Here is a 22,558-nt window from a genome sequence, read left to right as displayed (position 1 = left end):
CCTGCCGTTCCGGGTTAATCGCCGGCGGGCACCAGGAACCCGTCCGCCACCAGGTGCCGGACCTCCGCCTGCAGGCGGGCCGCAAACTCCTCCTCCGGCTGCTCGAGCAGGGCCGCGAGCGCCGTAACCAGTTGGCCGACCGTCAGTTCCCCGTCGCTGGCGGAGACGAAGCCGGCCAGCTCCGAACTCATCAGGTTGGTTCGCCGCAGGCCAGCCCCCTGCCGCAGCAGAATGACGCCCGGGTGCTCGGCGCCCGGCCGCTGATGGCGTTCTTCCGTCACGTCTTCGGCAGCCACCAGCCGCTGCCCGGGGAAGTCCCCTTCGTGGGCGGCCAGCCAGTCATGCCGCTGCACGGCCGCCGCCAGATGCGGGCCGATCGGCTGCTGCAGCGGGTAGGTGAGCTCTTCGAACCGCCGCAGCAGCCTGCCGCTTGGCTGCCCAACCCTGCTGCCGCCGTCGCGCTCGCCCTGCCCGCTGCCCGCCCTGCGCAGCCACAGCATCCCGAAGCCAACCGCCTCGACGTTGCGCGCGGCGAAGTCCTCCAGGTAGGCGCGGTAGAACCGCTCATACAACTTCGGATCGCGGTTCTCCGACGCATCGCGCAGCCAGGTTTCGGCATAGCCGGACGGGCTGAGCTGCTCGCGCTGGATAACCCAGGCTTCGGTCTGCGGGTCCAGCCAGGATTCGATCCGGTCGTGCCAGGAGGGCGCCGCGGCGGGAATCTCCCAGTTGCCCAGCATCTGCGCGGTGCCGCCGGGAACCAGCACCGACGGCAGGCGGCGCACGAGGGTCGCAACGATGTCGTCGCCCGGCAGCCCGCCGTCGCGGTAGGTGAACAGCTCCTCCCCCGCGGTTTCGGAGGTCCGCGGCGTGATCACGAAGGGCGGGTTGGATACCGCCAGGTCGAACTGCTCGCCGGCCACCGGATCCAGCAGGCTCCCCAACCGCAGGCTCACCCGGGCCGCCAGGTTGTCCGGGTCCAGGCCCAGTGCCGGCGCGTTCAGCAGCAGATTGAAGCGGGTGAAGGCCAGGGCGCGTTCGGAAATGTCGGTGGCCGTGACGTGCCGGGCATGGCCCAGCAGATGGAAAAGCTGGATCCCGCAGCCCGTGCCAAGGTCCAACGCCCGGTCGACCTCGGTGCGGATGGTCAGCTGCGCCAGCGTCAGCGAGGCCTGTCCGATGCCCAGCACATGGTCCCGCCGCAGCACGCCGGCCTGCTGGTGCGCGCCGAGGTCGCTGGCCACCCAGATCTCTGTCTGGCCGAACGCATAGGGACGCAGGTCCACACTGGCGCGGTGCCTCCCGCCGTCGTCGGCTGCCAGGCCGAGCGTCTCCAGCCCCGCGACCCCGGTGGCTGGCAACGCGGCCGCCAGCTGCTCCTTGTCCACTGCCTCGCCCAGGAGCCATAAACGGACGACGGCGGCCAGCGGGTTGGGTGCCGCCGCGGCCAGTTCCTCTTCGGTCGCCATTTTCGCCGGCACCAGCTGGTCCCGGCTGAACGCCTCGTAGGCCGCGCTCCCGAGCAGCTGCTCCACGCCGTCGACCGTATAGTCCAGCGCCGCCAAGTCCGCCGCCAGGCCGGCGACCAGCTGCGGATCCGTGCTCTGTGGCGCATGGGGCGTGCTGCCGCTGTTGAACTCAGTCACAGTGCAAAGTCTAAGCCGCGGGTAGTGGTTGAATGGCCGCATGCTTGTGACCACCACGCACCTGGAACAGACCGCACCGGAACAGCTCGTGCCCGGCTCTCAGCCCTTGCCGCACAACGCCCGCGTGGAACAGGTGGTGGATATCAGCCCCGAATTCAGCAGGTTCCTCTACCAGTGCGTGGGCAGCGGCTGGAACTGGACCGACCGGCTGCCGCTGGCGCGCAGCCAATGGGACGCGATTCTGCGGACTCCCGGTGCCGAAACGTGGGTCCTCTGGCTGGACGGCGCGCCGGCCGGCTACATCGAGCTGATGGGGCGTCCCGGCCCGGCCGGAAGCGACGTGGAGATTCTCTACTTCGGGCTGTTCCCCGAGTTCCTCGGCCGCGGGCTCGGCGGCGCCCTGCTCGCGGAGGGGATCCAGCAGGCGTGGCAGCTGGACCGCCGCTGGCCGGGGTTCCAGCCCGTCAGCCGGGTGTGGGTGCACACCTGCTCGCTCGACGGACCGGCGGCGCTTGCGAACTACCAGGCGCGCGGCATGACGGTGTTCAAGACCGAGGAAGAGGACATCGAGCCCCAGGACGCTTCGACCGGACTCTGGCCGGCCGAGCAGCCTTAGCCCCGCGGGCGCTCCGCTCAGACAGCGCAGCCCTCCGGGCAGCGCATGGTTTCCGGGCTCGCGGCGCAGTCCGCGCAGTACAGGGTGAGGGTGCGGCAGCTGGGATTCGAGCAGTTCTCGAACTTGCTGGTCTCCGCCTCGCAGCGCGCGCACCGGCCGATGGTCTTCGCCTCCGGTGTGAACTCCAGATGCATCCTCTTGTCGAAGACGTAGAGCGAGCCTTCCCACAGGCCGGCATCGCCGTACTTTTCGCCGTAGCGGACGATGCCGCCGTCGAGTTGGTAGACCTCCTTGAAGCCCCGGTTGACCATCAGCGAGGACAGGACTTCGCAGCGGATGCCTCCGGTGCAATAAGTGACCACCGGTTTGTCCTTGAGCTCGTCGTACTTGCCGGAGTCCAGTTCCCGGATGAAATCGTGGGTGGTGGCGACATCGGGCACGACGGCGTTCCTGAACTTGCCGATCTGCGCTTCGAAGGCGTTCCGGCCGTCGAAAAAGACCACGTCCTCGCCGGCCTCTTCCTTCAGCGCCACGAGTTCGTGCAGTTCCTCGGGGCCCAGGTGGGTGCCGCCGCCGACGACGCCGTTTTCATCCACCTTCAGCTCGCCCGGCGCTCCGAACGACACAATCTCGTCCCGCACCTTGATGCTCAACCGCGGGAAGTCGGCGGCACCGCCTTCGGACCATTTCACGTCGAGGCCGCGGAACGCCGGATGTTCGCGGGTGGTCTTGACGTACTGCTTCACTGCGTTGATTTCCCCGCCGACGGTTCCGTTGATCCCGTCCTTGGAAAGAAGGATCCGCCCGGTCAGCCCGAGCTTCTCGCACAGCGCCCGCTGCCAGAGGCGCACCGCCTCGGGATCGGGCAGCGGGACAAACGCGTAGTAAAGCACAATTCGGTTAAGAGCCACGCATTTAAGGTTACGACGCGGCACCAAACCGGCCTTCGTGACGGCGTTCGCCACAGGGTGGATATCCAGCAGGCACTTCCTTGGGTACATTCTTCCTATGGGCCTCGATTTCACTGCAGACGTACCCGATAACTTGCTCCCGGCCTGGGTCGCAGGCTGGTCAGCCTGCCGCGGCTACAGCGCGGCGGAGGAAGCAGGCCATCCGGCCATCGTCCTGTCCGACAAGACCGGGGACTGGGAGTTCTTTGCCTATGAGCCAGGCGATGAGGAATTCGCCGAACTGGCCCGGAACACCGTTGCCTCACCCAAGCGGATGTTCACGGTCCTGACGCGCGATCCCCAGCGCTACCACGCACTGGCTCCCCAGCACGGGCTGCGGGTGCACCACAGCGACCAGTCCATGATGGTCACGGACATGTCCGAACAGGACGCGGAGGATCCGTGGTACCGCGACACCGATTTCAAGACCGAAATCGACCGGGACGGCAACGTGCATCGTGCCCGCGTCATGTGCGGGGAGCAGGAGGCTGCCCATGGGGTGATGGCCGTCGTGGACGGCGTCGCGGTGTTCGACCACATCGAAACCCACGAAAATTTCCGGCGGCGCGGCCTGGCCACCCATGTCATGCGCGCCTTGGCAGCTTCGGCCTTCGAGCACATCGTGGACACCGGGCTGCTCATTGCTTCGCATGATGGCCGCATGCTGTACCAGCACCTGGGCTGGGACACCGTTTGCGATGTCATGATCCTGAAGCCTTCGGACGCTGCCTAAGAACCTTCAGCCGGCCGCAGGGATGAAACAATGCTCTGGTGGCACTGCATGACTCGTTGATCCCGTTGCTGGGCTCCGGCCCCGATCCGGAGCAGCTCCTGCATGTGCGCGAACTGCCGGCACGCGACGCCATTCATGAGCCGTGGCCCGATTGGGCCCACCCTGACGTCGTCTCTGCCTACGCCGGCCTAGGCGTAGTAGAACCATGGCGCCATCAGGTCCAGGCTGCCTCCAGCGCCCATGCCGGGCAGCATACGATCATCGCGACAGGCACGGCCTCCGGCAAGTCGCTGGCCTATCAGCTGCCCACGCTGGATGCGATCCACCGGACAGCGCTGGACGACCAGGTGCGGCTTGAACCGACGGGCGCCACGGCACTCTACCTGGCGCCGACAAAGGCGCTGGCCGCCGACCAACTGGCGGCGGTCAAGTCGCTGCAGCTTCCAACCGTCCGGGCCGAAACGTACGACGGCGATACGGACCCGGGGGCCCGCCGCTGGATCCGGGACCATGCCAACCTTGTCCTGGCCAACCCGGACATGCTCCACTACGGCATCCTGCCCAACCATGCCTGGTGGGCGCGGTACTTCCGCCGCCTGAGGTTCGTCATTGTCGATGAAGCGCACAGCTACCGCGGTGTCTTTGGCTCCCATGTGGCGAACCTGCTCCGCCGCCTGCGGCGCATTTGCTCCAGCTATGGTGCCGACCCGGTCTTCATCGGCGCCTCGGCCACGGCCGGCGAGCCGGAGGTCTCCTTCGGCCGGCTGATCGGTGCACCCGTGACCAGTGTGACGGAGGACTGTTCGCCGCACGGCAGCACCACCATCGCCTTCTGGGAGCCGCAGCTCACCGACCTCAAGGGGGAAAACGGTGCCCGCGAACGCCGAACGGTCGTAGCCGAGACTGCGGATCTGCTGGCCAACCTCGTCTCCGCGCGCGTGCGCACCATTGCGTTCATCAAATCCCGGCGCGGGGCGGAAACCATCTCCAGCATCACCAAGCGGTTGCTGGAGGACGTCCATCCCTCGCTGCCAGGACGGATCGCGGCCTACCGCTCCGGTTACCTGCCCGAGGAACGGCGGGAACTGGAGGCAAAGCTGCGCTCCGGGCAGCTGCTGGGTGTTTCCAGCACGTCGGCCTTGGAACTGGGTATCGACATTTCCGGGCTGGATGCAGTCCTCGTCGCAGGCTGGCCGGGCACCAAGGCGTCGCTGTACCAGCAGATCGGCAGGGCCGGAAGGGCCGGACAGGATGCCGTTGCCGCCTTTGTCGCCAGCGACGATCCGCTCGATACCTACCTGGTCCACCATCCCGAGACGGTCTTCGATGTGTCCGTCGAAGCCACCGTCTTCGACCCGTCCAACCCTTACGTCCTGGGCCCCCACCTGTGCGCCGCCGCGCAGGAGCTGCCGCTGGAAGCCGCCGATCTGGAACTGTTCGGCCCGGCTTCTGCCCAACTCGTGGACGAGCTGACAGCCGATGGCTACCTGCGCCGGCGTCCGGCCGGCTGGTTCTGGACGCACGCGGAAAGCGCAGCCGCCATGGTCAACCTGCGTGCCGATGGGGGCGGCCCCATCAATATTGTCGAGTCGGAATCGGGCACCCTGCTCGGCACCATGGACTCCCCGCAGTCGCATTACCAGGCGCACACCGGCGCCGTCTACGTGCATCAAGGCACCACCTACGTCGTGGACGAACTCAACGAACAAGACCATTGCGCCATGGTGACCAGGTCCAACCCGGACTACTACACGCAGGCCCGCGATGTCACCCAGATCGAGGTGCTCGAGGAACACCGCAGCGCCGATTGGGGCACCGTCCGAGCCAGTTTCGGAGATGTCAAAGTCACCACCAAAGTCGTGTCCTTCCAGCGCAAGGCCTTCATATCCAACGAGATCATGGGCGAGGAGCCTCTGGATCTGCCGGCCCGCGAACTGTTCACCAAAGCCGTCTGGTTTACCGTCGGGGAGCAGGATCTGACGGCGGCCGGGCTGACCGCTGCCCGGATCCCGGGCTCCCTGCACGCTGCCGAGCATGCCGGTATCGGACTGCTGCCCCTCGTGGCTTCCAGCGACCGCTGGGATATCGGCGGGGTCTCGACGGCGCTGCATGCTGACACCGGCAAGCCCACCATCTTCGTCTACGACGGCCATCCGGGCGGAGCAGGCTTCGCCGAGCGGGGCTTTGAGGCTGCACGGATCTGGCTCTCAGCCACCCGCGATGCCATCCAGGCCTGCGAATGCGACTCCGGCTGTCCCTCGTGCGTCCAGTCGCCCAAGTGCGGCAACAAGAACAACCCGTTGGACAAAGCCGGAGCCGTCATCCTGCTCGACGCACTGCTGCAAGCCGCCGCCGTCCCCGTCCAAGAGCCGGTCATCTGACAGGCTGCGGAAGAGGACCCGGCGGCCCGGCCCTGCTCACGCCCTTGGCCGCCTGCCATGGTGGATCGAGCCAGCCGAACACCTGCAGCGGCACACTGACGTCGATATCGACGACGTGCCCCGCTGGGCCCGTTCTGCGGCACTCCAGCAGCGATGCTCCGTGCTTGCGGGCGACGTCGGCCGCAAGCAAGCACGGTTCTCCATCAATCAGGCCCCATGCGGCATCAGCCGCGGCCAGTGCGGCCAGGTCCGCTGCCTTGGCCGCACGCGATGATGCTGCGCTTGCCTGCACCGCCAGGGCTATCGCTGCCAGCAGGATGCACAGCATCAGGGCCACCCCGGCTGCGAGCACCGTGCCGGCACCGCGGTCCCGTGCGAACCGGGCCGGCCGCGAGGTCATCGGGCAGTCCCGATGCCGGCATGCGGTTCCGCCGGCGCCGATGCCTCCGCGGTCAATGTCCAGCCGGCGGCGCCGGCCCACGGTCCAGGCACCGCCGCGCTGACCCTGACCGTGACCCAGCCGCCTTGGTTGCCGGAGGCCAGCGCCGCCCTGCTGCCGGCGATCCGGCGCACGGCCATGGCCGCTTCCGCGCCGGTCTCACCGCGGGCAAGCTGGCGGGCTGCAGTCTGCGCCGCCTTCTCGAGCTGAAGCTGTGTCGATCCGGCCGTCGCACCCGCCAGCAGCATGGCCAGGACCGCGACAACGGCCGGCAGGACGATGGCGGTCTCGGCCGTGACCGACCCACGATCGCTATCCTCTTCTGCACATGGTCCGGTGTGCGCAGCGACGCGGAACCAGCTACGAGGCACCAGACGGGTTGATGGCCGGATCATGCGAGTCACACTGCTGTCAGGGCCAACTCGACGAGGTTCATCAGCAGACCCCTCACTTCGCCGCTGCGCAGGATCAGCACGAGCAGTCCGGCAAAGGCCACTGCAGCCAGCGTGGCGATGGCATATTCGGCAGTTGCCATTCCGGCCTCGGAACCAACAAGATCGCGCCAGCGGCGGCTGCCTTCCGAGTTTCGGTCGGTCGGGAACTCGATCACTTCGGCCTCCTGCCGCGCTTCGCCGGGCTCGGCTTCGATGATGGAGCGGGCCGCCAGGGACGATGACGATGATGACATTTTTCCTCCTGTGGATTGCCGCGGTGTTGCGGTACTTACGAGCTTTCCCGGCGGGAGGCTTCGCCGGCAGCCACGTGTTGTTGTACGTGGACAACCGGCACGCCGGACGCGCTGTGAAGGATGACTTGCGCCCATCAGAGCTGCGGCAGCAGCGAGATCAGGACGGGAACAATGCCCAGACAGACAAAGGACGGCAGCGCACACAGGCCCAGGGGCAGGACCAGTTTGGTGCCCAAAGCGGCCGCCCGGCGTTCGGCTTCCTGTTTCCGCCGGCGCCGGAGCTGCTCGGCCTGCGCGTGAAGGATGTCGGCCGATGGGGCACCGGTCGCCGCACCGAACTTCAACGCTTCGCGGATACCGGCCAGGTTTTCGTCGTCCCCGGCCAGCGCCCATGCGCTGCTCCATTCGGTTCCCAGTTGCAGCGCCGCTGCCACTTTTTCCAGTCTCAGGCTGCTCTCTCCCTCGGCCACCCTGGCAAGAGTCCGTACGGCGACCGGCAGCGAGGTGCCCGCGCGGAACATCGCGCCCAGCAGGTCCAGCATGAGGGCAGCGTCAGGCAGCCGGTCCGCTGCCCCGTTTCCTGGTCCGTTCGATGGGCGGAGTGGTCGCGCCATCCGTCCGGTTCCGGTGCCTTCGCGGCCGAGCCCGCGCAACCTTGGCGGAGCCAGCAGCAGGAATCCGGCCAGCGCCAGCAGTGCTACCAGCAGAGCAGCAACCATGTCCCTACTCCTTGGCCGCAGTGTTGACCAGCCGAAGCGACCATTTCCGGCCGGCTGCCAGCAAAGCCAGGCCGGCGCCGAGGATCAGCAACCCTGACGGCGTCCCGAGGAGGATGCCCAACGGGTCCGCGCCCATCGCGATGCCCAGCCCGAGCCCGAGCAAGGGCAGCCATCCCAACAGCGTTGTGGTTGCGCGTGGCCCGGCCAGAGCCGTCCGGCGTGCAGCTGCCGCGTCCAGCTGGTGCTGCAGGTGGTGTGCATAGTTGTCCAGCAGCACGGCCAGCGGCGCCCCGGTCTGTTCCGCGGCTTCCCAGCAGGAGCCGAGGTCGTGCCACAAACGGGATACCAAGCGGGCAGTTTCGGCCGGAACCCCCGCAGGCACCCTCACCTGGCGCAGTGCCGAAGCAACGCTCAAACCCAAGCCTGCGGCCTGGGCTGCAGCCCGTATACCCGGCTGCAGCAATGCGGGTAGCTCCGGCTGGGGCAGGGGTTCGGTGGCTACAGCAGTACCGGGAGCCTGGCTGCGGCCGGAGCCGCCCTCGTCAGGTCCGTAGATCCGGCCTGCTTCGACCCACATCCGCGCGGGAGTGCTGCCGGCCCGCAGCAAGGCGGCCAATTGCCTGACGAACATAGGCAGATCGTGGGCGCATTCGGCGTACGCTTTGGTGCTCATGCCGCCGCCCCGGCGCGCCCGGCCCTTCGGACGTCGAAACCATGCCGAACCCGTCCCGCGCAACAGCAATACGCCGCAGAGGCAAAGCCCGAAGACCAGCAGCCCGCTCACAGCGCTCCCGCTTCCGGCCGCCGGAGCCCCCACGGCGCCAACCGGTCCTGCAGCTCTGCCCAGCCCGGACCCTCCAGAATCGTTCCGCCCACAGCCTTCAGCGCAGGCACAGACTGCAAGCCTCCTCCGGACGTGCAGTTGATCAGGGCCAGCTCCGCGATTCTGCGGCCGCCCTCGGAGCGTTCGAGGTGGATGACCAGGTCCAAGGCGTTGCCTGCCTGCAGCGCCAGCGCTTCAGGCGACATGCCGGCGAGCGCACCCATGGCGGCCAAGCGGGCCGGAACACCTGCGGCGGAGTTGGCATGGACCGTGCCGCCGGCGCCGGCATGACCGGTGTTCATCGCGGCCAGGAAGTCCCGCACTTCGGCGCCGCGGCACTCCCCCACGATCAACCGGTCCGGCCGCATCCGCAACGCCTGCCGGACAAGTTCCCCGAGGTCCACGGTGCCGCTGCCCTCTACGTTGCTGTGCCGGCTTTGCAGGCCGACTACATGCGGATGCTCCGGGTTGAGCTCGGCCGCGTCCTCGACAAGGACCAGGCGTTCAGTGGATTCCGCCAACCCGAGCATGGCCGACAACAGTGTGGTTTTTCCTGATCCGGTGGCGCCGCTGATGAGGAAGTTCAGCCGGCTGGCCACCACGGCCTCGAGATAGGGCAGCCATTCCGGCGCATCGCCCAACAGCTCGGCCAGCGTAAAAACCTGCGGGCGCCGGATCCTGATCGACAGCAGTGTCCCCTGGGTCGAGACCGGCGGGAGCACCGCGTGGACCCGGTAGCCTTCAAGCCGCACGTCCACGCAGGGATTGCTGTCATCCAACCGGCGCCCGCCCGCCGTCACGAGCCGCGCGGCCAAGGCGCGGACCTCCGCATCGCTGGCGAATACAACCTCGGTCTGCCGCAGCCCGCCGCTGCCGTCCGTCCAGACCTCCTGCGGCCCGTTAACGAGGATGTCCGTGACAGTGCCTTCCTGGGCCAGCTTCTGCAGCGGCCCGAGTCCGCGCAGGTCGGCGTTGAGGTTCTCGACGGCTTCAAGCACCGCCGCTGTGCCGAGGACCTGGCCGCTCGTCTGGACCGCTGCAGCGACGCGCGCTCCAGTGACCGGTGACGGGTCGGCCAGCACCGCATCGCGGAAAGCTGCCAAATCCATCGGTGTGCCCGCCGGTATCCGCGCCGCGCGGCGTCCATGTGGTCCTGCCTGGTAGCCCATGGTTCAAGCCGTCCGTCCGCCGGACGGTGCAAGGCTGGGCCCGAGGCGCCGCATCAGGCGCCGCACTGCGCGGTGCTTGGCTTTTTCCAGCAGCCTGCCCCTCTCCTGCGCCGCTGCCAGGCCGCGCAGTCCTGGGAGGTATCCCGCCAGTTCCAGCCCTGCGTGTTCTGCGGCCAGCTCCTCATCGAGCCCGGCAGGCAGGGGCCCGCGGACAACTGCGCTGGTCGGTATGGGTTGCAGGAACCCTCCGGCCGCAGTCCCCGCGGCGATTCCGCGGGTACCGGCCGGCATGATCAGCAAGGCGCGGTCCGCCGCGGAGAGCCAACTACCGGCTTCACCCCGGGCCCTGCCCGCATCGACGACGACCAGGTCGAAGCCCGCCGCCGCGGCGGCCACGATCTCCGTCACGGCCTGCCGCGGAATATCCGTCGTTCCCTGGGGACCCTGTCCGCTCCCCCAGCCCAGCAGCGAGAAGCCATCGGCGGCCGGCAGCGAGGCCCGCAGCTGGGCAGGGTTGACCGAACCGCGCACACCGGCGAGGTCCGGCCAGCGCAGCCCGGGGACCTGGTCCCATCCCAGTCCGGATTCCAGCCCGCCGCCGAGTTGATCGGTATCGACCAGCAGGGTGGACAGACCGCGCCCGGCAGCGTCCGCAGCCAGCCAGCAGGCCAGTGTGGAACAGCCGATTCCTCCGTTGGTTCCCAGCAGGGCCACCACGCTGCCGCGGGCATCGCCATGCCGGCTGCGGCTGAGGTACTCGGCCAGCCAACCGGCCGCTTCGGGAAGAACCGCAACCCGATGGGCTGCGACCGCTGCGGCTTGTTCCCACAACAGCGTGGATTCCTCCGGAAACCCCGCGACGATCACCTCGGCTGCCAGCCTGGGCAGCCTCGCTGCGGCATCGCTGCCCAGCACCACCACGCTGCCTTCGGGAATGCGTCCGGCATCCGGCAGGTCGAGCAACCGGACTTCCACCCCTGCTGCCGCTGCCACCCTGGCCACTTCATCGCGCAACCGTGCGGCTGCTGTCATGAGCAGGACCTCCGGCCCGTCATACCGGGGTGTCCACTGCCGGCTTGCCATACTCTCCGTCTGCATACGACGAGCCTGTCCCTGCCTGCCCGGCGGACAAAGAGCCGGCAGGCCCGATGTGGACAACCGCGTCCTGTGGAGGACAAGCCGCCGCGCACCGTGCGCGAGAATACCTGTGTGTACATGGTTCTTGCGCCGGGAGCCCGAGGCAACAGCGACGGCGGCGCCGGCCGGTTCCGGCTCCAGCCGGCGGACGCAACGGGCGCACCCACCGCGCCCGCCGCCGTCGTCAGTTCCCGGGACCTTCCCGAGGCGGTCCGTGCCCTGGAAAAACCCTCGCTGCGGTGGGTCTGGCATAACACGCGCAGCCGCTACCTGCCCCTGCTGCGGGCAGGTGTCTCCGTGGACCGCTGCCACGATCTGTCCCTGGCGCGAAACATCCTCGCGCTGTCCGAGTACGCCGCGGGAACACCTTACGTGCGCAAGCTCCGGGAGCGCGGAACCAGCCTGCCAGCGGATGCGCCGGAGGAGCCTGCGCCGGACCAGTTCACGCTGTTCGACGCGCAGCCCGCGGCCATTTCACTGGAAGACCTGCTGCAGGAATTGCAGGACCAGCTGGCGGCAGTGGCCGGATCGCCGAGCCGGGACCGCCTCCAGCTCCTCCTCGCCGCCGAATCCGCCGGCGCCTGGTGGCCGCCGAGATGGAGCATTCGGGCCTGCCCTGGCGGCGGGACGTGCACGAAGAAATCCTGACCCGGCTGATCGGTCCCCGTCCTGGTCCGGGCCGGCGGCCCGCCAAGCTGGAGGAGCTCGCCGCCGAACTGCACCGGCTGCTCGGCGTTCCTGCCTTCAACCCGGATTCGCCGCAGGAACTGCTGCGGGCGCTGCACCGGACAGGTATCGAAGTCCGGAGCACACGGTCCTGGGAGCTTCGCGGGCAGCGGCACCCGGCCATTGGCCCGCTGCTGGAATACAAGAAACTGGCCCGGCTGGCGTCGGCGAACGGCTGGTCCTGGCTCGACTCCTGGGCGGGCGCGGGACGGTTTCGGACCGAGTATGTGGTTGGCGGCGTGGTGACCGGACGGTGGGCATCGCGCGGCGGCGGCGCGCTGCAGATTCCGCAGCAGGTCAGGGATGCTGCGCGCGCTGATGACGGCTGCCGGCTGGTGGTCGCCGATGCTTCCCAGCTTGAGCCGCGGGTGCTCGCCGCCTTGGCCCAGGATGAGGCGCTGGCGGCGGCGGCGCAGGGAAAGGACCTCTACCAGGGGATTGCCGATGCCGGGTTCGGCGGGGACCGCGGCAAGGCGAAGGTGGCGATGCTGGGTGCCATGTATGGGGCGACGACGGGCGAGTCCGGCCGCCTGATGCCCCAGCTCGCCAAGACCTATCCGCGGGCTATTGGCACCGTCGAACGGGCGGCCCGCGCGGGCGAAGCGGGGCAGGTCGTGAGCAGCTATCTGGGCCGCAGCTGCCCGCCGCCATCCGAGAACTGGCGGCGGGTCCAGCTCAGCGCCAGTGCCGACGAACAGCGGCGGGCCGATGCGGCGGCACGGAGCCGGGGCCGTTTCACCCGCAACTTTATTGTCCAATCGACGGCGGCCGAGTGGGCGCTGTGCTGGCTGGCGGAAGTACGACGACGGCTGCGGGCTTCGGCTGCGGCCGGCACCGTTGTCGGGGAACTGGTGTTCTTCATGCATGACGAAGTGGTCCTGCATGTGCGCCAGGACCAGGCCGATGTTGCCTGTGCCCTGATCGAACAGGCGGCCGCCGAAGCGATACGCCTGATGTTCGGCCGGATTCCGGTCGATTTTCCCCTCAGCATCGCCGTAGTGGGCTCCTACGCCGAGGCCAAGTAGGAACTTATCCACAAGCCGGCAGCGGTCCATGGCCCCGCCGAGGGCCTTTCCCTACGCTGATTCCAGCGCCTGCCGGAACCCCGCCGGCAACGGGACAAGGAGGAGCATGGCCGTTCTGACCATAGATACCGAAGCGATGCTCGGGTCTGCCAGGGCCGCCCAATCCGCAGCGGCCAGCTGGGCGGATCTGCGTGTGGAGGCAGTTGCCCGCACTTCGGTGGCGGCCGGCATGTCCGGCTGGGAAACGGAAGCCATGGCCTGGGGCGAGGCGTATGATGCGGCTGCCGCAGACATCCTGGCCGCTTTGGATGGCTTGGAAGCCGCCTATGGGTCGGTGGCTTACCATACCCGGACAGCAGCTTCCCTTTACGCTTTTACCGAGCAGGTGGCTGGTGGAGCGCCCATGCCGTATGAAGTGCCACCGGAACCGCACGCACGCGCGCTCTGCCCGGTGCCCGCCGCGTCAGCCGTAGGCGGCCGTTTCCCGGTTATTCCGGAATTCGGCCAGTTCATCGCGGACTTCGCAGGCAGGGTATGGCCCTCCGGAGACGCCGAGGCCATGCGCGCCGCCGCGGCGGCCTGGTCCCTGCTGGCCGCGGAGGTCGACGCCAGTGTGGCGAAATACTGGTCAGCCGCCACCGCTCCGCTCGCCGGTCAGCGCGCCGCGGACATCACACTGCTGAATGGGCACCACAGCCAGCTGTATCTCTGTGGGTCCAACATTGCCGAAGCCTGCCGTTCGCTGTCCGCGGACTGCAACCGCATGGCGGAAGCAGTCGAGGCGGCACATACCGCGCTGGCGGATGAGGCGGCGATGTTCGTCCAGGACGTCGCCATCTCAGTCGGGGTCTCGGTCCTGGTTTCTGTTCTCAGCGCCGGCGCTGGCGCGCTGCTCGCCCACGCCGCGGCGGCTGCGCGGCTCAAGAAGGCAGCAGACCGTTTCGCCGGTATCATCGATCAGTTGGCAGACCAGTCCGCCTATGCGAAGGAAACACTCCGGACCACGGGATCTGCCCTTGCCGCAAGCCTGCCGCAGCCATTGCGGGCGGCGCTCTGGCCGGTTTCGCATGGGGCGCGGAAGCCACTGGACCGTTTGGGACATCTTAATCGTCCTTCATCCGCGAGCCGGGCTACCACTGTCATGGATAAGTACGGTGATCAGGCCTTGGCCCTGGCCGCCGCCGGACCGGTGGCGATGGCCGCGCAAGGCCTTTCGTCGGCTGCCAAGTGGGGGCTGAAACGGACCTCTGGCCATTTGATCGAAGGCCCCCTGAAGGAGACCTCGTTCAAAAGGACTGTCATCGACAAACTGGCTTTCGGATCGATGGTTTCGGTCCTCTCGGTCGGCGGATACCGGCTGCAGCAGCGTGCACAGAATGCCTCCCAGGCCACGTCTCCGGAAGGCTTCTTCAGCCCTGGACGCGCTTCCGTTCCCGCCCTCGCGCCGGTCACGATCACGATCCCGGCGCAACTGCGCTCCAAGCTTGGCGCTACTCCTCAACCTGTGCGGCAGGACGCAGCGGAGCGGGGATTTCTCGCGTCGCGTCCCACGCCATCGTCCAGCCCAGGTCGTCGAACAGGTGATTCAAAACGATCGCCGTGAAACCCCAGACGATGACGTTATGCACCAGGAAGCAGGGACTCTTGAAAACCTGCCCGTTGCGCTGGATGACTGCCGTGCGCCGGTTCTCCGGATTAAGCAGGTCCGCCACCGGGACACGGAAGACCTGTGCGGACTCCGCGAAATCGACGACGGCCACGGGCGACGGCGAGGTCCACCACGCGAGCACCGGGGTCACCAGGAAGTTGCTTACCGAGAGCGGAATCTGCGGCAGGATTCCCAGCACCTCCACGCCCTCGGCGTCCAAACCGGTTTCCTCCACTGCCTCCCGCAGGCAGCCGCCACCGGCCCGTCGTCGTCCGGGTCGATCCCGCCACCGGGGAAGGCTACTTGGCCCGGATGGGACGACAGCGTTGCAGCGCGCTCGACGAACAGCAGGTCGAGGTCGTCAGGAACCACTGAATCGTGGAATTCCGCCGGCGTATCGTCAAGCGCGCCGAAAAGCATCAGCACTGCGGCAGTCCGGCTGTCGTCCTCATCCAGGTCGACGTTGTACCAGCGCTCACGGTCGCGGACCGACAACCGTTCGCTGAGCGGTACGCTGACCAGCTTCTGCAGATCCGCCTTGGCACTCATGCATCCAGCTTAAAACCGCTGGCACGCAGTTCGGCACGGGTCTCACCGGCACGCATCCGTTCCAACAGCTCCTCGCGGCCAGGGGCCAGCTCGTACTTAAGGAGCTTGGCTGCCTTCGAAGGGTCGGTCTCGCCCTCACCGAACGACGGGCACAGGTCCGCAACCGGGCATGCCCCACAAGCCGGTTTCTTGGCATGGCAGACCCGGCGCCCGTGGAACACAACGCGATGGGACAGCATGGTCCAGTCCTTGGGCTCGAACAGTGCGGCAACGTCGGATTCGACCTTGACCGCATCGGTCGAATTCGTCCAGCCGAACCTTCTGGCCAGGCGGCCAAAGTGGGTGTCGACGGTGATTCCGGGAACGCCGAAGGCGTTGCCAAGGACGACGTTGGCCGTTTTCCGGCCCACTCCTGCCAGGGTCACCAGGTCCTCGAGCTTGTTGGGCACCTCGCCGTCGTACTCGTCCACGATGCGGTGGGACAGCGCCAGCAGGCTCTGTGCCTTCGCCCTGAAGAAACCGGTGGGCCGGATCATTTCCTGCAGGTCCGCTTCGTCCGCTTCGGACATCGCCTTGGCATCCGGGTAGCGGGCGAACAGCGCCGGCGTCGTCGCGTTGACCCGCACATCCGTGGTCTGGGCCGACAGGACGGTAGCCACCAGCAGTTCGAACGCGTTACGGAAATCGAGTTCCGCCACAGCGTAGGGATACTGTTCGGCGAGAATTTTGTTGATCCGGCGGGCACGTCGTTTCAAGGCCAGCGGCGACTCCTCCGCGGCGGCTTTGCGCGGCCTGCGCCGTACGTTGCTAGGCGCGCTCAATGTTCGTCAGGTCCTTCAGCACGCCAACCCTGCCGTCGGTGTGCTGGACCAGGAATTCGTCGCCGCGGTCCTGCAGCGCGAGAATCCAGGCCCCCGGTTCCAACGTGAAGGCCACCTGCCCGGTGCCCTCGTCGAATACCGGACGCGTGCGGCCGACGGCAAACCAGAACGCTTCGTACGCGGTCTCTTCCTCATCCGGTTCTTCATAGTGCTCGCGCGTGGCGCTGATCGGTCCGCCATGTTCCCGGTTCGTTCCCGCAGCAGCTGTTCCCATCGCAGCGGTCTTCGGCGTGGAGTCCACGGTTGCCCCGGTCGTCTCCTCCTGGCGGGCGCCAGCCGGGCCGTCAGTGCGTTCGGTGCCGCTGGCAGCGGAGAGCGCAGCGTCCGGCTGGCCCTTGCCAGCATCGGGCCCGCGGGATCCCGCTCCAGCGAGGCTGTGCGCCTCCGTCTTGTCGCCGCGTTCGGCCGGAACGGTCGACTCGGTGGCTGCGGTGGCCGAGGCAGCGGCACTGCCTGCTTCAGCCGCCTTCCCTGCGGCAACTGCCGCGGAGGCCTCGTCGTCGGAGATCGGGATGCCTACGGCCTCCCCATCGGCTGCCCCTGGCGCCGTTTGGTCCTCCGGCGGACCTGCCGGCGCCTTCGCTTCTGATGTGCCGGCTGCGGTGCCCGATTTCCTCAGGGACTCGCCCGTGCCCCGGGTGGCTGCTCCCGAACCGGACCTGATGGCCCCGGCAGATGCTCCATGGCCTGTGCCTGCGGCGGCAGTGATCGGCTCCCGTGAGGCCTGCGCAGTCGCTGCACCTTCTGAAACGCCGGCGCCAGGACGAGCGGCTTCAGCAGCGGCGCTGAAGGCAGTGTGTCCGGCCGGTCCATTGGCTGCGGGACCTGCTCCGGCCGCCATGGTTGCGGAGGCGTTCACTGAGCGGCCCGAGGCTGCGGCCGGCTCCTTCGGCTTGGCAACCTTGGGGCGGGGCTCAACCGCATCCCGGGCAACCGGGTGAGCGGCACTTTCCGGCCGCCCCACGAAGTCGGCGCGGAACTGCGGAATCCATCGCGCGCAAACAGTGGCCGCCAGCAGACCAAGGCCACCGACGAAGCCAACGACTGACACCAGGTCGAACCCGGAGACGAGCTCAAGGAAGTAGTAGGCGGCATTGAAACATGCCACGACCGATGCAAACTGGTCCACGGAGAGGGACCCGATCCTCAGCCTCGTTTTAGGCGCCAGCCGACGAATGGCGAACAAAGCCAACACCATGACCGGCAGCAGGATGCTCAGGCCCAGCTGGAACAGAGGCGCTGAGTTCCACACGTTGAACACGATTCCGCGGAAAACCTCCGACGGAAGGACGGAAGCCAGGAACAAAAGGACCACGGACAATGCCACGGTAATGTCACGCACGGTAAAGGGACCGGCCACCGCCTCGCCTACACCGTCGCGGTTGATCACGGCAGGATCTGTCATCGTCATTCTCCGTTCGTTACGGCCAGGCAGCCTGTCCAGAGGGCCAGTTGATTTCAGCGTAGTCAAGGATTAAGTGCTTCACTACCCGAACCGCTGCAGCCGGCAAGAGTGGTTTTAACCGCTTGGCGCAGAATTACGGCCTTTTACATCCTCGGCTGTGATGCCGGACACGGATGTTCCGGGCAGGTACTAATGTGATGATCAGCACGAGTGGCAGCCGCTCCCCTGTCGGCGCGCCATGCCAGCCGCAACACGAAAGGTCTTCACATGTCTGAAGCCAACGGTGTCCAGTCCGCCACCCAGGGCGACGCACTGGAGAACCTGCTGCAGGAGAACCGGAAGTTCGCGCCGAGCGAAGAGTTCGCCGCCAATGCGGTGGTCCAGGCAAATGTTTATGCCGAGGCCAACGCGGACCGGCCGGCGTTCTGGGCCAAGCAGGCGCGTGAACTCCTGACCTGGGACGAGAATTTCACCCAGGCCCTGGACTGGTCGGACGCGCCGTTCGCGAAGTGGTTCGTCGGCGGGACGCTCAACGCGGCGTACAACGCGCTGGACCGCCATGTGGAGAACGGCTTGGGCGACCGGGTGGCCATCTACTTCGAAGGCGAACCCGGCGACACACGCACTTACACCTATGCCCAGCTGACCGAGGAAGTCAAGAAGGCGGCCAACGCCTTCGAGTCGCTCGGCGTAGCCAAGGGAGACCGCGTGGCTGTCTACCTGCCGATGATTCCCGAAGCCGTCATCACCATGCTCGCGTGTGCCCGGATCGGCGCCATCCACTCGGTGGTGTTCGGCGGGTTCTCCGCCGACGCGCTGCGCAGCCGCATCGACGATGCCGAAGCCAAGCTCGTCGTCACGGCGGACGGCACCTACCGCAGGGGCAAGCCGAGCCCGCTGAAGAACGCCGTGGACGCCGCCCTCGAGGCCGAAGGCCACAGCGTCGCCAACGTCGTCGTCGTGAAGCGCAACGGCGAGCCCATCGACTGGCATGAGGGCCGCGACCAGTGGTGGCACGACGCCGTCGAAAGCGCCTCCGCCGAGCACACCCCGGTGCCGCACGATGCCGAACACCCGCTGTTCATCCTCTACACCTCCGGCACCACCGGAAAGCCCAAGGGCATCCTGCACACCACCGGCGGCTTCCTCGCCCAGAGCGCGTTCACGCACAAGGCCACGTTCGACCTGCACCCGGAAACGGACGTCTACTGGTGCACCGCCGATATCGGTTGGGTCACCGGGCACACCTACGTGACCTACGCCCCGCTGATCAACGGCGCCACCCAGCTGATGTACGAAGGCACGCCGGACTCTCCGCACCAGGGCCGCTGGTGGGAGCTCGTGGAGAAGTACAAAGTCTCGATCATGTACACGGCGCCCACGGCGATCCGCACCATGATGAAGTGGGGCGAGGACATCCCCGCCAAGTACGACCTCTCCTCCATCCGCGTCCTCGGCTCGGTCGGCGAACCGATCAACCCGGAGGCCTGGATGTGGTACCGCCGCGTCATCGGCGGCGACAAGGCACCGATCGTGGACACGTGGTGGCAGACCGAAACCGGCGCGCACATGATCGCCCCGATGCCCGGCGTCACCGCCACCAAGCCCGGCTCCGCCCAGGTCGCCGTCCCCGGCATCGCCGTGGACGTGGTGGACGAACTCGGCCAGCCGGTGCCCAACGGGCACGGCGGCTACCTGGTGGTAAGGGAACCGTGGCCCGCGATGCTGCGCGGCATCTGGGGCGACCCGGAACGCTACAAGGACACCTACTGGTCCCGTTTCGAGAACATGTACTTCGCCGGGGACGGCGCCAAAAAGGACGACGACGGCGACATCTGGCTGCTGGGCCGCGTGGACGACGTGATGAACGTGTCCGGGCACCGGCTCTCCACCACCGAAATCGAGTCCGCGCTGGTCAGCCATCCGTCGGTCGCCGAAGCCGCCGTGGTCGGGGCCGCGGACGAAACGACCGGCGAAGCCGTCGTAGCCTTCGTGATCCTGCGCGGCAACGCCGCCCAGGACGAGGAGATCGTCACCACCCTGCGGAACCATGTCGGCAAGGAGATCGGCCCGATCGCCAAGCCGCGCCAGATCCTGGTAGTGCCGGAACTTCCCAAGACCAGGTCCGGCAAGATCATGCGCCGGCTGCTCAAGGACATCGCCGAGGGCCGCGAAGCAGGTGACGCGAGCACGCTGGCCGACAACACGGTCATGCAGCAGATCGCCACCTCACTCAAGGGCTGACCATCCAGCACCATCCGCACGGGGCCGCCGCAGCACTGCTGCGGCGGCCCCGTTGCTTCCCGCGGGAGGGCAGCACCATGCGGCATAGTGGGCAACATGAGTGAACATTCCACCGGCAGCAGCACACGTAAACTCCTGGTCCTCAACGGCCCCAATCTCAACCTGTTGGGCACGCGTGAGCCGCAGATCTACGGCTCCGACACCTTGGAGGACGCGGAAACCCTCGCCGCACGGGCGGCAGAGGCCCATGGACTGGCGGTGGAGTGCCTGCAGTCGAACCATGAGGGCGTCCTGATCGACGCCATCCATGCCGCCCGTGGCACGGCGGCCGGAATTGTCATCAACCCTGGCGGTTACACCCATACGTCAGTTGCGCTGCGCGACGCGCTCTCCGGCGTCGACCTTCCCGTGGTGGAAGTGCACATCAGCAACATCCACCGGCGCGAGGAGTTCCGCCACCACTCCTACATCTCAGGCATCGCCGTCGCCGTGATCGCCGGTGCAGGCATCAGCGGCTACAAGTTCGCTGTCGATCTGCTCGCTTCGCGGCTGTAGCAGGCCGGGTCGCTGACTGCCCGCACGCCTACTTGCGGATGCACTGGCCGGCGGCGACCGTCTCCTGGTAGACCATGGAGTCGTTGATGACCGGGAGGATCTCCTCGAGCGTCAAGGCATAGCCGACGGGGACATCGTCCGTCGCCTTGGCGAAGACCATGCCCGCGATCCGACCCTGCTGGTCCAACAGCGGTCCCCCGGAGTTGCCCTGTTCCACGTCCGCGGCGAGGGTGTAGACCTCGAGTTCGGACGGATCCGCGCCGTAGATGTTCTGCACCAGCACCGTTGACCGGCCTTGGACCGTTGCGGGGTGGCTCTGGAACGGCCCGCCGGCAGGGTAGCCGTGGAAGGCGGCCAGGGAACCATCTGCAAGAACGTCGCCGACAGCCAGCGGTTGCAGCTCCAGGTCCTCCACCGCCAGCACGGCGATGTCCCGCTGCGGATCGAAGTGCACTACCCGGGCCGGACGTACCCGGCCGTCCGGGATCTCCACGATCGGCTCGTTGACACCGGCCACCACATGGGCGTTGGTCATGATGCGGCCAGGGGCGATGACAAACCCGGAACCGGTCTGGTTCTGCCCACACTGGAACGCGGTTCCGGCGATCTTGAGCACGGACGCTGCGGCCTCGTTCAAGGCGGGAGTGTCAGTGCTCGCATCCGGAACCGGCGCCGGATCGGCCGGGGCCGCTTCGTCCAGCACCATGGGAATGCCGTCCTGCACCGCGATGGACCGGGCCTGCGCCAGCCAGGTCTTCACCGGCGCAGGCGTGAGCGAGTCAATGGTCTGGATGACCTTGGAAGCTGCGATCTGCTGGGATACAAAGGGAACGCCGAGGGCCCCGATACTGAAGGCCAGCATCGACATCACCAAGGCCGCCACCGCAAGGTTCGCCGCCCCGCCGAGCAGCCGGTCGAGCGGCCGGACGGTCGGAAAATCGATCCGGCCGCGGATGCTCCGGCCGATTCCGGAACCTATCGCGTGGCCCAGGATCACGAGCAGCACGGCGACGGCTATGATGGCAGTCAGCCTCCAGCCCTGGTCCGGCACCCACATGCTCACGTACGGAATGGCCAGGAACGCGGCGACGGCGCCGATGGCGAAGCCGATGATGCCGCCAAGGGTCACGAGGAATCCCTTGCGCAGGCCCGCAATCAAGTAGGAAAGCAGCACCAGGATCAGGACGATGTCCAGAATGGTCAGGCCAAAAAGCAAGCTGTCTCCATCGATTGCCGGAGTTTGCCTACCAGTCTAGTCGCCCAGGCTGGGAATATGCCTTGGTCTTCATGGGTTATGGGCAACGGCACCGCTTGCCGATAAGACTCCCCCAACCCTTTGGGATTTTCGTTACCTTTCAGCGAAAATCCGCTTGTGGAAGATGTCACATGCCCAACTCATGCGGCAGAATGGGAGGCAGTGCCCAGCCAGCAAGCGACGGCTGACCGCCCAACGACTGAAACAGGAGACTACATGGACATCGAGATACTTCGCCGCGCACCTCTTTTCGCCACCCTCGACGACGACGTTTTTGCCGCGCTGACGGATGAGCTGACTGAGGTTGACCTCTCGCGCGGCGCTTCGGTGTTCCGTGAAGGCGACCAGGGCGACCAGCTCTATTTCATCGTCTCCGGCAAGATCAAGCTCGGCCGCACGGCTGCCGACGGCCGCGAAAACCTGGTCGCCATCCTTGGCCCCGGTGAACTCTTCGGCGAGATGGCGCTCTTCGATCCGAGCCCGCGTTCCACCTCCGCCACCGCCGTCTCCGAAACCCGGCTGGCAGGACTGAAGAACGAGAACCTCCGCGGCCTGCTCGAGACCCGCCCCGAAGTCTCCGCCCAGCTGCTGCAGGCTCTTGCCCGCCGCCTGCGCCGCACCAACGACTCGCTCGCCGACCTGGTCTTCTCGGACGTTCCCGGCCGCGTCGCCAAGGCGCTCCTGGACCTGGCCGACCGCTTCGGCCGCCCGGCCACCGACGGCATCCTGGTCGCACACGAGCTGACTCAGGAAGAACTGGCCCAGCTCGTCGGCGCCTCCCGCGAAACCGTGAACAAGGCCCTGGCCGAGTTCGTCCAGCGCGGCTGGGTCCGCCTCGAAGCCCGTGCGGTTGTCATCCTCGACATCCAGCGCCTGCGCCAGCGCTCACGCTGAGCCCATTAACGACGACGGCGGCGGCCACCTCTATGGGGTGCGCCGCCGTTTCTTTCACCCTGCTGGGAAGAATGC

Annotated in this window: 21 protein-coding genes and 1 pseudogene; 9 read left to right on the top strand and 13 right to left on the bottom strand. The window is 67.3% G+C overall.

Going from position 1 to position 22,558, the window contains the following annotated elements; translation table 11 throughout:
• Positions 1 to 14 precede the first annotated feature (14 nt).
• Complete coding sequence (locus D477_RS08620) at positions 15 to 1,688, bottom strand: DUF7059 domain-containing protein (RefSeq protein WP_052510726.1); 1,674 nt, start codon at positions 1,686 to 1,688, stop codon at positions 15 to 17.
• Here D477_RS08620 and D477_RS08615 point away from each other — a divergent pair.
• A complete protein-coding gene (locus tag D477_RS08615; RefSeq protein WP_005268643.1) occupies positions 1,687 to 2,262 on the top strand; it encodes a GNAT family N-acetyltransferase in 576 nt (191 codons plus the stop codon). The genes D477_RS08620 and D477_RS08615 overlap by 2 nt on opposite strands.
• Before the next feature lie 17 nt (positions 2,263 to 2,279).
• On the opposite strand, the gene trhO is transcribed toward D477_RS08615, so the two are convergent.
• Positions 2,280 to 3,173: an oxygen-dependent tRNA uridine(34) hydroxylase TrhO gene (gene trhO, locus D477_RS08610; RefSeq protein ID WP_043846265.1), complete on the bottom strand. Its 894-nt coding sequence runs from the start codon at positions 3,171 to 3,173 to the stop codon at positions 2,280 to 2,282.
• 97 nt (positions 3,174 to 3,270) lie between these two features.
• On the opposite strand from trhO, the gene D477_RS08605 reads away from it, so the two are divergent.
• Positions 3,271 to 3,945 carry a GNAT family N-acetyltransferase gene (locus D477_RS08605; protein ID WP_005268641.1) on the top strand — a complete coding sequence of 225 codons (675 nt, stop codon included), beginning with the start codon at positions 3,271 to 3,273 and terminating at the stop codon, positions 3,943 to 3,945.
• A 38-nt stretch (positions 3,946 to 3,983) separates the two neighbouring features.
• Positions 3,984 to 6,326 carry a DEAD/DEAH box helicase gene (locus tag D477_RS08600; protein ID WP_005268640.1) on the top strand — a complete coding sequence of 781 codons (2,343 nt, stop codon included), beginning with the start codon at positions 3,984 to 3,986 and terminating at the stop codon, positions 6,324 to 6,326.
• Here D477_RS08600 and D477_RS08595 read toward each other — a convergent pair.
• From D477_RS08595 to ssd, 7 genes are all read right to left on the bottom strand, one after another.
• Complete coding sequence (locus D477_RS08595; protein WP_005268639.1) at positions 6,319 to 6,726, bottom strand: Rv3654c family TadE-like protein; 408 nt, start codon at positions 6,724 to 6,726, stop codon at positions 6,319 to 6,321. The genes D477_RS08600 and D477_RS08595 overlap by 8 nt on opposite strands.
• Positions 6,723 to 7,160, bottom strand: coding sequence for a TadE family protein (locus D477_RS08590; protein WP_005268638.1), 438 nt, complete (start codon positions 7,158 to 7,160; stop codon positions 6,723 to 6,725). The genes D477_RS08595 and D477_RS08590 overlap by 4 nt, the downstream gene beginning before the upstream one ends.
• Positions 7,161 to 7,165: 5 nt before the next feature.
• A complete protein-coding gene (locus tag D477_RS23860; protein ID WP_005268637.1) occupies positions 7,166 to 7,453 on the bottom strand; it encodes a DUF4244 domain-containing protein in 288 nt (95 codons plus the stop codon).
• A 134-nt stretch (positions 7,454 to 7,587) separates the two neighbouring features.
• Complete coding sequence (locus D477_RS08580; RefSeq protein ID WP_005268636.1) at positions 7,588 to 8,172, bottom strand: type II secretion system F family protein; 585 nt, start codon at positions 8,170 to 8,172, stop codon at positions 7,588 to 7,590.
• 4 nt (positions 8,173 to 8,176) lie between these two features.
• Complete coding sequence (locus tag D477_RS08575; protein WP_005268635.1) at positions 8,177 to 8,845, bottom strand: type II secretion system F family protein; 669 nt, start codon at positions 8,843 to 8,845, stop codon at positions 8,177 to 8,179.
• A 107-nt stretch (positions 8,846 to 8,952) separates the two neighbouring features.
• Positions 8,953 to 10,104: a TadA family conjugal transfer-associated ATPase gene (locus D477_RS08570; protein ID WP_005268634.1), complete on the bottom strand. Its 1,152-nt coding sequence runs from the start codon at positions 10,102 to 10,104 to the stop codon at positions 8,953 to 8,955.
• A gap of 63 nt (positions 10,105 to 10,167) precedes the next feature.
• Positions 10,168 to 11,262, bottom strand: coding sequence for a septum site-determining protein Ssd (ssd, locus tag D477_RS08565; RefSeq protein WP_081608519.1), 1,095 nt, complete (start codon positions 11,260 to 11,262; stop codon positions 10,168 to 10,170).
• Positions 11,263 to 11,331: 69 nt separating this feature from the next.
• Between ssd and D477_RS23685 the strand changes: the two genes are divergently transcribed.
• The 3 genes from D477_RS23685 to D477_RS22250 all read left to right on the top strand — a co-directional run bounded on the left by D477_RS23685 (position 11,332) and on the right by D477_RS22250 (position 14,655).
• Positions 11,332 to 11,949: a hypothetical protein gene (locus D477_RS23685; protein ID WP_337587555.1), complete on the top strand. Its 618-nt coding sequence runs from the start codon at positions 11,332 to 11,334 to the stop codon at positions 11,947 to 11,949.
• A complete protein-coding gene (locus D477_RS08560) occupies positions 11,931 to 13,052 on the top strand; it encodes a bifunctional 3'-5' exonuclease/DNA polymerase (RefSeq protein WP_337587554.1) in 1,122 nt (373 codons plus the stop codon). Before D477_RS23685 ends, D477_RS08560 begins: the two co-directional genes overlap by 19 nt.
• A gap of 253 nt (positions 13,053 to 13,305) precedes the next feature.
• Positions 13,306 to 14,655: a hypothetical protein gene (locus D477_RS22250; protein ID WP_190273543.1), complete on the top strand. Its 1,350-nt coding sequence runs from the start codon at positions 13,306 to 13,308 to the stop codon at positions 14,653 to 14,655.
• Here the strand turns inward: D477_RS22250 and D477_RS08550 are convergent.
• The 3 genes and pseudogenes from D477_RS08550 to D477_RS08540 all read right to left on the bottom strand — a co-directional run bounded on the left by D477_RS08550 (position 14,543) and on the right by D477_RS08540 (position 17,535).
• A pseudogene (locus tag D477_RS08550) lies at positions 14,543 to 15,249 on the bottom strand (NUDIX hydrolase). The gene D477_RS22250 and the pseudogene D477_RS08550 overlap by 113 nt on opposite strands.
• Positions 15,246 to 16,070: an endonuclease III gene (gene nth, locus D477_RS08545; protein ID WP_005268631.1), complete on the bottom strand. Its 825-nt coding sequence runs from the start codon at positions 16,068 to 16,070 to the stop codon at positions 15,246 to 15,248. The pseudogene D477_RS08550 and the gene nth overlap by 4 nt, the downstream one beginning before the upstream one ends.
• Positions 16,057 to 17,535: a hypothetical protein gene (locus D477_RS08540; RefSeq protein WP_005268630.1), complete on the bottom strand. Its 1,479-nt coding sequence runs from the start codon at positions 17,533 to 17,535 to the stop codon at positions 16,057 to 16,059. Before D477_RS08540 ends, nth begins: the two co-directional genes overlap by 14 nt.
• Before the next feature lie 267 nt (positions 17,536 to 17,802).
• Here D477_RS08540 and acs point away from each other — a divergent pair, with 267 nt between their 5' ends.
• Complete coding sequence (acs, locus tag D477_RS08535; RefSeq protein ID WP_005268629.1) at positions 17,803 to 19,779, top strand: acetate--CoA ligase; 1,977 nt, start codon at positions 17,803 to 17,805, stop codon at positions 19,777 to 19,779.
• A 96-nt stretch (positions 19,780 to 19,875) separates the two neighbouring features.
• Entirely contained in the window at positions 19,876 to 20,334 is a 459-nt protein-coding gene (gene aroQ, locus D477_RS08530) for a type II 3-dehydroquinate dehydratase (RefSeq protein WP_043846238.1), read from the top strand.
• A 28-nt stretch (positions 20,335 to 20,362) separates the two neighbouring features.
• Here the strand turns inward: aroQ and D477_RS08525 are convergent, their stop codons facing one another.
• A complete protein-coding gene (locus D477_RS08525; protein ID WP_005268627.1) occupies positions 20,363 to 21,550 on the bottom strand; it encodes a MarP family serine protease in 1,188 nt (395 codons plus the stop codon).
• A gap of 255 nt (positions 21,551 to 21,805) precedes the next feature.
• On the opposite strand from D477_RS08525, the gene D477_RS08520 reads away from it, so the two are divergent.
• Positions 21,806 to 22,483 carry a Crp/Fnr family transcriptional regulator gene (locus D477_RS08520; RefSeq protein ID WP_005268626.1) on the top strand — a complete coding sequence of 226 codons (678 nt, stop codon included), beginning with the start codon at positions 21,806 to 21,808 and terminating at the stop codon, positions 22,481 to 22,483.
• Positions 22,484 to 22,558 lie beyond the last annotated feature (75 nt).

Origin of the sequence: Arthrobacter crystallopoietes BAB-32, assembly GCF_000328305.2 — a bacterium.
Taxonomy (GTDB): domain Bacteria; phylum Actinomycetota; class Actinomycetes; order Actinomycetales; family Micrococcaceae; genus Crystallibacter; species Crystallibacter crystallopoietes_A.
Note: the sequence above shows the minus strand (reverse complement) of the source record. Positions and strands in the feature narration are given on the sequence as shown.